This window comes from Pseudomonas putida, from assembly GCF_001976065.1.
Lineage (GTDB): Bacteria > Pseudomonadota > Gammaproteobacteria > Pseudomonadales > Pseudomonadaceae > Aquipseudomonas > Aquipseudomonas serbica.
Genome location: NZ_MNAH01000001.1, coordinates 1,337,245 through 1,348,698, shown reverse-complemented (window position 1 = coordinate 1,348,698; position 11,454 = coordinate 1,337,245). Strand labels below are relative to the sequence as shown.

Genomic DNA, 11,454 nt, shown 5'->3' with positions numbered 1-11,454 from the left:
GCCCACGTATCGGCAACGATCACGGCCTGAAAGGCATTTCTGGCGCGTGACTTGCTAGGTACACCTCAACCCTGCAGTCAACGCTGATTGCATGCATACGACAAAGGCGCCGTGTGTCCCCCGTTTTCCTGACGGTGGGCCGCATGGCGCCTTTTTTGTTTCCGGCATCGGCAATGGCCGGCAAGAAATTCGAGGGGCGAGGATGGCAAGCAAAACCGTACGCAGTGTATGTCCCTATTGTGGTGTGGGCTGCGGCATCGTCATGCAGGTGGAAAACAACCGGGTCGTCAAGGTCAGCGGCGACAAGGCCCACCCGACCAACGCCGGCAGGCTCTGCACCAAAGGCACCACCTGTGGCCAGGCCATCGCCGAGTCGGGGCGGATGGAACATGCCTACCTGCGCCAGGAACGCCAGCGAGATCCGGTGCGCATTGCCATGGACAAGGCCATCAGCGAGACGGCCAGCCGGTTGCGCGACACACTCGATCGCCACGGCCCCGATGCATTGTCGTTCTACGTGTCGGGGCAAATGTCGCTGGAAGCCCAATACCTGATCAACAAGCTGGCCAAGGGTTTCGTCGGCACCAACAACATAGAATCCAATTCCCGCCTGTGCATGGCCAGCGCCGGCAGCGGCTACAAGCTCTCCCTCGGTTCCGACGGACCTCCGGGCTCGTATCAGGACTTCGATCGTGCGGACCTGTTTTTCGTCATCGGCGCCAACATGGCCGACTGTCACCCGATCCTGTTCCTGCGCATGATGGATCGGGTCAAGGCTGGAGCGAAGCTGATCGTGGTCGACCCACGGCGCAGCGCCACCGCAGACAAAGCCGACCTGTTCCTGCCGATCCTGCCTGGGACCGACCTGGCATTGCTCAATGGCTTGCTGCACCTGCTGGTGAAAAACGGCCATACCGATCCCGGCTTCATTGCGGCGTTCACCGAAGGCTGGGACGCCATGCCCGAATTCCTCGAGGACTATCCACCAGCCAGGGTCGCGCACATCACCGGCCTGCCCGAGGCGGACATTCGTCAGGCCGCGCAATGGATAGGCGAGGCCGCCGAGTGGATGAGCTGCTGGACCATGGGCCTGAACCAGAGTACCCACGGCACCTGGAACACCAATGCCCTGTGCAACCTGCACCTGGCCACCGGCGCGATCTGCCGGCCAGGCAGCGGGCCGTTTTCCCTGACCGGGCAACCGAACGCCATGGGCGGTCGCGAGATGGGCTACATGGGACCAGGCCTGCCCGGCCAGCGTTCGGCGCTGGTCGAGGCGGACCGGGCGTTCATCGAGGATCTCTGGCGCATCCCCCGCGACAGCCTGCCGCGCGCCGCTGGCGGCGGCACCGTGGCCCTGTTCGAAGACATGAGCGCAGGCAAGATCAAGGCCTGCTGGATCATCTGCACCAACCCGGTAGCCTCCGGCCCCAACCGCCAGAAGGTCATCGACGGCCTGCAGGCGGCGCAATTGGTGATCACCCAGGACGCCTACCTCGACACCGAGACCAACCGCTACGCCGATATCCTCCTGCCCGGCGCGCTCTGGGCCGAGGCCGAGGGCGTGATGATCAACTCCGAGCGCAACCTGACGCTGATGCAAAAAGCCGTGGAGCCCCCGGGCGAGACGCTGCCCGACTGGCAGATCATCGCCCGCGTGGCCTGCGAGATGGGCTTCGCCGACGGGTTCTCATACAGCACTGCCGAGGAGGTGTTCGAAGAGATCAAGCGCGCCTGGAACCCCAGGACCGGCTACGACATTCGCGGCGCCAGCTACCCGCGCCTGCGCGACCAACCGCTGCAATGGCCGTGCGCGTCCGAGGCCGCCGCGCCGCGCAATCCGATTCGCTACCTCAACGACGGCGTGAGCCAGACGCTCAAGGTCGAAGCCGATGGCAGCCAGCCGGCGATCGTGTTTGCCACCGAGCGCGGCAAAGGCTTCTTCCTCGCCCGGCCGCACATGATGCCGGCGGAAATGCCGGATGAAGCCTTTCCCTTCGTGCTCAACACCGGGCGCTTGCAGCACCAGTGGCACACCCTGACCAAGACCGGCAAGGTGGCGACCCTGAACAAGCTCAATCCGGGGCCCTTCGTCGAGATCCATCCCGAGGATGCCAGCGCGTTGGGCATCAAGGACAGGGACCCGGTCGAAGTTCGCTCCGTGCGGGGTCGGGCCGTGTTGCCGGCGGTGGTGACCGACCGGGTGCGCCAGGGTAATTGTTTTGCGCCTTTTCACTGGAACGATGTGTTTGGCGAGCACCTGGCGATCAATGCCGTGACCAACGATGCCGTCGACCCGATATCGCAGCAGCCTGAGTTCAAGTTCTGTGCGGTCGCCCTGCAACGCGTCGAACTGATTGACCATCAGTTCCTGCAAACCCCAACGCCTGCTGCCATCGCCCCCTCCCCCGTGCCAGAGGAACTCGCCATGTCGAGCATCGAGACCTTCGCTGATCTGGCGGGCATCCGTCGCCTGCCCTCCCCGCAACTGAACGACAGCGAGCGCACCTACCTCGCCGGTTTTCTCAGTGGCTTGCAATCGACCGCCGGACGCCAGGCGGCTGGTGTGCCGGTGCTGCCGCCCAGCGCGCCTCTGGCTACCGAGACTCGCCTGTGGCTGGACGGGCTCCTGGGCGGGTTGTTCAGCCGGGTCGATGGGGGTATCGCACAACTGGGCAACCAGGCTGAAACTCCGGCACCCATCATCACCGACGACGCGCCCGCCGTGACATTGCTCTGGGCCTCGCAAACCGGCAATGCCGAAACCCTGGCCGAGCGTCTGGCCGCGCGCCTGCGCGACGGCGGTTTCGCCGTGGAGCTGAGCGCTATGGCCGACTTTCCCGCCAGCAAGCTGGCCAGCACGCAGAACCTGGCCCTGATCAGCAGCACCTTCGGCGATGGCGATCCGCCGGACAACGGCGAAGGGTTCTGGCACACCCTCAGCACCACCCAGACTCGCCTGGAATCGCTGCGCTTTGCCGTGCTGGCCCTGGGTGACCCGGCCTACGACCAGTTCTGCCGGCACGGCAGGCAACTCGACCAACGCCTGCAGGAACTGGGCGCCACTCGCCTGCTGGAACGGGTCGATTGCGACACCGAATTCGAAGAGCGCGCCGATACATGGCTGGCGCAACTGCAGAAGACGCTCAAGCCCGAGCCTGCGGTCGTTGTCCAGACGCACGGCGCCGCCAGCCCCGCCGAAACACCCGGCAAGGCCAAACCCCACGCCTCGCGGTTGCTGGCCAATCTTCACCTGAACAGCCAGAGCCCGCACAAGGAGACCCGCATGTTTTCCCTTGACCTGGCGGATTCAGCGCTGGGTTATGAGGCGGGGGACGCCCTGGGCGTGCATCCGCGCAATTGTCCGGAACTGGTCGATGAGTTACTCGCCCTGACCCGGTTGAATGCCGAGGCGACGGTAAACATCGAAAAAGGCGGCGAGGTGTCGTTGCGTCAGGCACTCACCGAACACTATGAAATTGCCCGGCCCAACAGCGACACCCTGGCCTTCATCGCCGAGCGCAGCACCAACCCCGGCTTGAAACAGCTGCTGGGCAATGGGCACAAGGCTCAGTTGAAAGAATGGTTGTGGGGACGTCAATTGGCAGACGTACTGCAGGAGTATCCGCTCGACTGCTCGGCGAGCGAGCTGCTGGGTACCTTCAAGCGCCTGCAACCGCGCCTGTACTCCATCGCTTCGAGCGCCAAGGTGCATCCACGGGAAGTCCATCTCACCGTGGCGGCGGTGCGCTACGGCAAACGCAAGGGCGTGTCCTCGACCTTTCTCGCCGACCGCGCGCAAGACGCCGAGGTACCGGTTTTCATCCAGCCGTCGAAACACTTTCGCGTGCCCACCGATGGTGATGTACCGATGATCATGATCGGCCCCGGCACCGGCGTTGCCCCCTTCCGCGCCTTCTTGCAGGAACGCCGGGCGCGGGGCGATCAGGGCAGGAACTGGCTGTTCTTCGGTGAACAGCACGCCGCCAGCGATTTCTATTACCGCGATGAACTGCAAGGCATGCAGCACGATGGCCTGCTGACGCACCTGAGCCTGGCGTTTTCCCGTGACCAGGCCGAGAAAATCTACGTACAGGACCGCATCCGCGAACAAGGCGCCGAACTCTGGCGCTGGCTGCAGGACGGCGCCCGGTTGTACATCTGTGGCGATGCCAGCTGCATGGCCAGGGACGTCGACCAGGCGTTGCGCCAGGTCGCGCAGCACCATGGCGGCCTGGACCCGCAAGGCGCTGCCGATTATTGGCGCCAGATGAGTGAGCACAAGCGGTATTTGCGGGATGTCTATTGAGTGGTTGGAACATTGTAGGAGCCCGGCTTGCTGGCGAAGACGGCCGTGAGTATTGCGCTGGTCTCGTGGGCCTCTTCGCTGGCAAGCCAGCTCCTACAGGTCCGTGGAAAGCCACGGATTCATGGCCAACACAAAACATTGTAGGAGCCCGGCTTGCCGGCGAAGGCGGCCTTGAGTATTGCGCTGGTCTCGTGGGCCTCTTCGCTGGCAAGCCAGCTCCTACAAGTCCGAAGACAACCACGGATTCATGGCCAACACAAAACATTGTAGGAGCCCGGCTTGCCGGCGAAGGCGGCCTTGAGTACTGCGCTGGTCTTTCGGGCCTCTTCGCTGGCAAGCCAGCTCCTACAGGTCCGAGGACAACCACGGATTCATGCCCAACACAAAACATTGTAGGAGCCCGGCTTGCCGGCGAAGGCGGCCTTGAGTATTGCGCTGGTCTCGTGGGCCTCTTCGCTGGCAAGCCAGCTCCTACAGGTCCGAAGACAACCACGGATTCATGGCCAACACAAAACATTGTAGGAGCCCGGCTTGCCGGCGAAGGCGGCCTTGAGTATTGCATTGTTCTTTCGGGCCTCTTCGCTGGCAAGCCAGCTCCTACAGGTCCGAGGACAGCCAAGGACTCATGGCCAACACAAAACAGTGTAGGAGCCCGGCTTGCCGGCGAAGGCGGCCTTGAGTATTGCGCTGGTTTTTCGGGCCTCTTCGCTGGCAAGCCAGCTCCTACAGGTCCGAGGACAGCCAAGGACTCATGGCCAACACAAAACATTGTAGGAGCCCGGCTTGCCGGCGAAGGCGGCCTTGGGTATTGCATTGTTTTTTCGGGCCTCTTCGCTGGCAAGCCAGCTCCTACATGGTCCGAGGGCAGCCAAGGACTTATGGCCAACACAAAACATTGTAGGAGCCCGGCTTGCCGGCGAAGGCGGCCTTGAGTATTGCGCTGGTCTTTCGGGCCTCTTCGCTGGCAAGCCAGCTCCTACAGGTCCGTGGAAAATCACGGACTCATGGCCAACACAAAACATTGTAGGAGCCCGGCTTGCCGGCGAAGGCGGCCTTGAGTATTGCGCTGGTTTTTCGGGCCTCTTCGCTGGCAAGCCAGCTCCTACAGGTCCGAAGACAACCACGGATTCATGGCCAACACACAACATTGTAGGAGCCCGGCTTGCCGGCGAAGGCTGCCTTGAGTATTGCGCTGGTCTTTCGGGCCTCTTCGCTGGCAAGCCAGCTCCTACAGGTCCGAAGACAACCACGAATTCATGCCCAACACAAAACATTGTAGGAGCCCGGCTTGCCGGCGAAGGCGGCCTTGAGTATTGCATTGTTCTTTCGGGCCTCTTCGCTGGCAAGCCAGCTCCTACAGGTCCGAGGACAGCCAAGGACTCATGGCCAACACAAAACATTGTAGGAGCCCGGCTTGCCGGCGAAGGCGGCCTTGAGTATTGCGCTGGTTTTTCGGGCCTCTTCGCTACAGGTCCGTGGAAAACCACGGATTCATGCCCAACTCAAAACATTGTAGGAGCCCGGCTTGCCGGCGAAGGCGGCCTTGAGTATTGCGCTGGTCTTTCGGGCCTCTTCGCTGGCAAGCCAGCTCCTACAGGTCCGTGGAAAACCACGGACTCATGGCCAACACAAAACATTGTTGGAGCCCGGCTTGCCGGCGAAGGCGGCCTTGAGTATTGCGCTGGTCTTTCGGGCCTCTTCGCTGGCAAGCCAGCTCCTACAGGTCCGAGGACAGCCAAGGACTCATGGCCAACACACAACATTGTAGGAGCCCGGCTTGCCGGCGAAGGCTGCCTTGAGTATTGCGCTGGTCTTTCGGGCCTCTTCGCTGGCGATACGCCACTGACGCCTTCATAGCAAACATTTCGAGGCGTAATTTTCCGGCGCCTTGAAAGATTCCGCCTATGGACTACAAATACTCCAGCTATTAGCCGTCTGCCCAAGGGCGGTCTAGCCTTATCTAACGCCGGTGCGGTCTGGCCGGTCGAGACCTGATAAGAAGATAAAGCAGGAGTCAGTAACCGACTAGGCACACCTGGGTACATCGCGTTGGCAATTCGCTTGCCAGTGCCGCTGATGCCCGTTTGGCCACGATGATCAGTTGATCGACTTGCTGGGCCAACAGCCTGAGTCATTGATTTCACTCAACGCTATCGAACCTTGACCGGGACGATGGCTGAATGAACACGACCAAAGGTAGCTCACAGATGGGAACTGAAACGAAATGCCCGTTCAATCACGCCGCTGGTGGTGGCACCACGAACCGCGATTGGTGGCCGAACCAGCTGAATCTGAAGATCCTGCACCAGCACTCGCCCCTGTCTACCCCCGCGGACGAGGGCTTCAACTACGCCCAGGCGTTCAAGAGCCTGGATTTCGCCGCGCTCAAGCGTGACCTCACCGCCCTGATGACCGACTCGCAAGACTGGTGGCCGGCGGACTTCGGTCACTACGGCCCGCTGTTCGTCCGCATGGCCTGGCACTCCGCCGGCACCTACCGGACCGGCGATGGCCGAGGCGGCGCCGGCTCTGGCCAGCAGCGCTTCGCTCCGCTCAACAGTTGGCCGGACAACGTCAGCCTGGACAAGGCCCGTCGCCTGCTGTGGCCGATCAAGCAAAAGTATGGCAACAGCATTTCCTGGGCCGACCTGATCGTCCTGACCGGTAACGTCGCACTGGAATCCATGGGCTTCAAGACTTTCGGTTTTTCCGGCGGCCGACCTGACGTCTGGGAACCGGACGAAGATGTGTACTGGGGCTCGGAAAACAAATGGCTGGGCGGTGACGTTCGCTACGACAAGGCGCAAAAACCCGTGCAGGAGCCCGGCGACGGCCCGCTCGTTGCCGAACCGGGGAAAAACGAGGAGAGTCGTACGGAGCAAGGCCGCAATCTGGAAAACCCTCTGGCGGCCGTGCAAATGGGCCTGATCTATGTGAACCCGGAAGGCCCGGAAGGTAACCCGGACCCGGTAGCCGCCGGCAAGGACATCCGCGAGACCTTCGGCCGCATGGCCATGAACGACGAAGAAACCGTGGCACTGATTGCCGGCGGCCACGCGTTCGGCAAGACCCATGGCGCCGGCCCTGCCGACAACGTCGGTCCCGAGCCCGAAGCGGCCGGCCTTGAAGAACAGGGCCTGGGCTGGAGGAACAAGTTCGGCAGCGGCAAAGGCCCGGACACCATTACCAGCGGCCTGGAAGTGACCTGGACCACCACACCCACGAAGTGGAGCAACAATTTCCTGGAGAACGTGTTCGGCTTCGAATGGGAACTGACCAAGAGCCCGGCGGGCGCCCACCAGTGGACCCCGAAAAACGGTGCCGGTGCCGGGATCATTCCGGACGCGCACGACCCCTCCAAACGGCGCAATCCAACCATGCTGACCACGGACCTGGCGCTGCGCTTCGACCCGACCTACGAACCGATTTCCCGGCGCTTCCTGGAGAATCCCGACCAATTGGCCGACGCGTTCGCCCGCGCCTGGTACAAGCTGATCCACCGCGACATGGGGCCGCTGTCGCGCTACCTCGGCCCGGAAATGCCCAATGAAGAACTGCTGTGGCAAGACCCGATACCCGCAGTCGATCACCCACTGGTCAACGACAGTGACGTCGCAGCGCTGAAAAGCAAGCTGCTGGCTTCGGGCCTGTCGGTCTCGCAACTGGTTTCGACAGCGTGGGCGGCGGCGTCCACCTTCCGCGGTTCGGATAAGCGCGGCGGCGCCAACGGCGGGCGTTTGCGCCTGGCCCCACAGAAATTCTGGCAGGCCAACCAGCCCGACCAACTGGCGATCGTGCTGGCAAAACTCGAGGGTATCCAGCAGGAATTCAACGCCGGCGGCAAGAAAATCTCCCTGGCCGACCTGATCGTCCTCGCCGGCTGTGCAGGCGTTGAACAGGCCGCGAAAAATGCCGGGCACACGATCACGGTGCCGTTCACCCCGGGGCGCATGGACGCTTCCCAGGAACAGACCGATGTCGAGTCTTTCGGTTTTCTCGAACCGATCGCCGATGGCTTCCGCAATTACCTCAAGGGTAAATACAGCGTATCGGCGGAGTCGCTGTTGATCGACAAGGCGCAGTTGCTGACCCTGACCGCACCGGAAATGACCGTGCTGATTGGCGGCCTGCGCGTGCTCAAGACCAACGTCGGCCAAACTTCCCACGGGGTCTTCACCACGCGGCCTGAAGCACTGACCACCGATTTCTTCACCAACCTGCTGGACATGGGCGTGGAGTGGAAACCGGTGTCGGACGCCCAGGAAGCGTTTGAAGCGAGCGATCGCAAGACCGGCCAGAAAAAGTGGACGGGCACTCGGGTCGACCTGGTCTTCGGCTCCAACTCGCAGTTGCGCGCGTTGTCGGAGTTCTATGCCAGTAACGGCGAGGAAAAGTTCATCAAGGACTTCGTGGCGGCCTGGACCAAGGTGATGAACCTTGACCGCTTCGACCTGAGGTGAGCTGACCGCCCGGCGTGAATGGGCGAGCGCGCAGCCATGACTGCGCGCTCGCCGATCACTCAGTGGGGTGCGCGATGGATGGTCTTGAGCAGGTCTTCGGGGCTGATGTGCCCGACGACCTGCTGCACGCTGCCCGGTTGCGGCAGATCGAGGATGTGCCCCTTCATCTTACCGATCACGTGCATCTCGCAAGGCTTGCAGTCGAATTTCAACGTCAGCACTTCGTCGCCATGGATCAACTGCATCGGCGCGACCTTGGTGCGCACGCCCGTCACGCCCTTGGCCTGCTTGGGACACAGGTTGAAGGAGAACCGCAGGCAGTGCTTGGTGATCATCACCGGTACTTCGCCCGTCTCTTCATGGGCCTCATAGGCCGCGTCGATCAGCTTCACCCCGTGACGGTGATAGAAGTCGCGGGCCTTCTGGTTATAGACGTTGGCCAGGAACGACAGGTGCGACTCCGGGTACACCGGTGGCGGCGTGGTTTCGGCTTTGCGGCCGCCCCGTGGGTGGGCCGCAATGCGTGCCACGGTCAGCGCTTCGATCACTTCGCGGCGCAAGGCCTTGAGCTGCGAGTTGGGGATGAAGAACGCCTGCGGAGCGTCCAGCTTGACGTTGGTGGCGTGGTACTCGGTGGTGCCCAGTTGGCCCAGCAGATCGTGCAGTTGGTCCAGGGCCTGCTCCGGCTTGTTGGCCACGCCGAATGGCCCCTCCAGGGCGACGCTGGCGCTGATGCCCTCTTCGCTGGTGGCGGTCAGTTCCAGGCGCTCTTCACGCAGGCGCGCCAGCCAGGAAAGACCGATCCGGCGCTCGGCGGAGGTCTTTTGCAGCGCCTGGGCCCAGTTGTGATCCAGGTTGCGGCTCAACGGGTGATTCGGGCGCAACTGGTGCAAGCCCTTGGGCATCTCGTTCGGCTCGACCCGGTAGCGATAGCGTTTCTCGCCGTCCTCTTCGAATTCGCCTTTGGGCTCGGCAATGTTGGTGCGCCAGCCCACCACTTCACGCTTGACCAGCACGTTGAGGCCGTCACCGTTGGACAGCGGCTCGTGGGTGACCACCAGCAGGTCGCGCTTGCCGACTTTTTCCACCACGCCCACCGGCAGGCCGGTGAAGGTCGGCGAGTCGAAGGCGCCGATGTCGATCTTGCGCTCGCTGACGAAGTAGTCGGTGCTGCCACGGTGGAAGGTCTTGTCCGGGTCGGGCAGGAAGAAATGCGCGGTGCGGCCGCTGGACGCGCGGGCGAGGTCCGGACGATCTTCAAGCACAGCGTCCAGGCGCTGGCGGTAGTAGGCGGTGATGTTCTTCACGTAGCCCATGTCCTTGTAGCGCCCTTCGATCTTGAACGAGCGCACGCCGGCTTCCACCAGGGCGCGGATGTTGGCGCTCTGGTTGTTGTCCTTCATGGACAGCAGGTGCTTCTCGTAGGCGATCACCCCACCCTTTTCGTCCTTGAGGGTGTACGGCAGGCGGCAGGCCTGGGAGCAGTCACCGCGGTTGGCGCTGCGGCCGGTCTGCGCGTGGGAAATATTGCACTGGCCGGAAAACGCCACGCACAACGCGCCGTGGATGAAGAACTCGATCGCAGCCTCGGTTTCGTCGGCAATGGCGCGGATTTCCTGCAGGTTCAGCTCGCGGGCCAGTACCAGTTGCGAAAAACCGGCCTGGTCGAGGAACTTCGCCCGCTCCAGGGTGCGGATGTCGGTCTGGGTGCTGGCGTGCAGCTCGATCGGCGGGATGTCCAGTTCCATCACGCCCAGGTCCTGGACGATCAGCGCATCGACGCCGGCGTCGTACAACTCATGGATCAGCTTGCGTGCCGGCTCCAGCTCATTGTCGTGCAGGATCGTATTGATCGTGGTGAACACCCGGGCGTGGTAGCGATGGGCGAACTCCACCAGTGCGGCGATATCGCTCACCTCGTTGCAGGCGTTATGCCGGGCGCCGAAGCTTGGGCCGCCAAGGTAGACGGCATCGGCGCCATGCAGGATGGCCTCGCGGGCGATCGCCACGTCACGGGCGGGGCTGAGCAATTCCAGGTGATGTTTGGGCAGGGACATAATATTTTTTAGTCAGGCTGTCACGGTCGAGGCGCGCATTGTAGCGGTGAAATGCCCAGGCGGCACCCGTGTACTGCCAGGTGGCGGGTTCCGGGCGCGAAGATGCGCCTGCGCGTACCACAAACCCCTTGTAGGAGCTGGCTTGCCAGCGAAGGCGGCCTTGAGTATTGCGTTGCTATTTCGGGGCCTCTTCGCTGGCAAGCCAGCTCCTACAGGTTCGCGTGTGGGATTACAGTTAGGCTTTGGCGGCCATTGCGGTGACTTCCACCCGCATCCCTTCCACCGCCAGAGACGCTACACCCACTGCGGCGCGTACTGGCCACGGCTTGGCGAAGAAGCGCTTGTAGACCTCGTTGAACGCGGCGCGGTCGGCCATGTCGGTGAGGTAGATGGTCAGGTGCAGCACCCGGTCCATGGAACTGCCGGCGCGCTCCAGCGCCACTTTCAACGCCTGCAGGGTGCATTCGCTTTGCAGGGTGATATCGCCCAGTTCAAGGCTGCCATCGGCACGGGTCGGAATCTGGGTGGAGACCAGCATGCCGCCGAAACCGGCGACGTCGGAGGAAATGGAGTCCGCATCGGGATCGGGAACGAAGGTCAGGTCTTGGTTTGCCATGGGGGTCTCTTG

General features: G+C 62.7%; 4 protein-coding genes. 2 read left to right on the top strand and 2 right to left on the bottom strand.

Annotated features, from left to right (window positions below):
* Positions 1-202: 202 nt before the first annotated feature.
* The gene (locus tag BKX96_RS06180) at positions 203-4,309 is read left to right on the top strand and encodes a bifunctional nitrate reductase/sulfite reductase flavoprotein subunit alpha (RefSeq protein WP_077183053.1); all 4,107 of its coding nucleotides are present in this window, start codon (positions 203-205) and stop codon (positions 4,307-4,309) included.
* A gap of 2,207 nt (positions 4,310-6,516) precedes the next feature.
* Positions 6,517-8,769, top strand: coding sequence for a catalase/peroxidase HPI (gene katG / locus BKX96_RS06175; protein WP_077183052.1), 2,253 nt, complete (start codon positions 6,517-6,519; stop codon positions 8,767-8,769).
* 59 nt (positions 8,770-8,828) lie between these two features.
* Here katG and BKX96_RS06170 read toward each other — a convergent pair whose 3' ends face one another.
* Together BKX96_RS06170 and BKX96_RS06165 are read right to left on the bottom strand one after the other, a co-directional pair.
* Complete coding sequence (locus BKX96_RS06170; RefSeq protein WP_077183051.1) at positions 8,829-10,826, bottom strand: peptidase U32 family protein; 1,998 nt, start codon at positions 10,824-10,826, stop codon at positions 8,829-8,831.
* 235 nt (positions 10,827-11,061) lie between these two features.
* Positions 11,062-11,442, bottom strand: a complete 381-nt coding sequence (locus tag BKX96_RS06165; RefSeq protein ID WP_046816407.1) for a RidA family protein — start codon at positions 11,440-11,442, stop codon at positions 11,062-11,064.
* Positions 11,443-11,454: the final 12 nt, after the last annotated feature.